This is a genomic window from Photorhabdus hainanensis (assembly GCF_018448965.1).
GTDB lineage: Bacteria > Pseudomonadota > Gammaproteobacteria > Enterobacterales > Enterobacteriaceae > Photorhabdus > Photorhabdus akhurstii.
The window spans coordinates 1-240 of the sequence record NZ_RCWD01000163.1; the positions used below are offsets into that span (position 1 = coordinate 1).

The 240-nt window shown below is 42.1% G+C and carries 1 pseudogene; it reads left to right on the forward strand.

Annotation, left to right across the window (positions count from 1 at the left end):
• Positions 1 to 116: 116 nt before the first annotated feature.
• A pseudogene (locus EAE92_RS24345) lies at positions 117 to 240 on the forward strand (phage tail protein); the annotation flags it as partial.

Genomic DNA, 240 nt, shown 5'->3' on the forward strand with positions numbered 1-240 from the left:
TGTTCTGGTCATTTATTAACACCCGAACATAGCCAATCTTTGCCATATGTAACCCTGATTAATACCAATATGAGACTATTATTATAGAAATTATCACGGATTGGCGAGTTTTTAAAAACCTTGGTTTATTGGAAAAGCTAATTCCGATAGGGGTGCCACTTCCTTGGCCGACCGCCACACCGCCGGAAGGGTGGGTGCAATGTAATGGTGCAGCCTTTGATAAAGCGAAATATCCGGAAT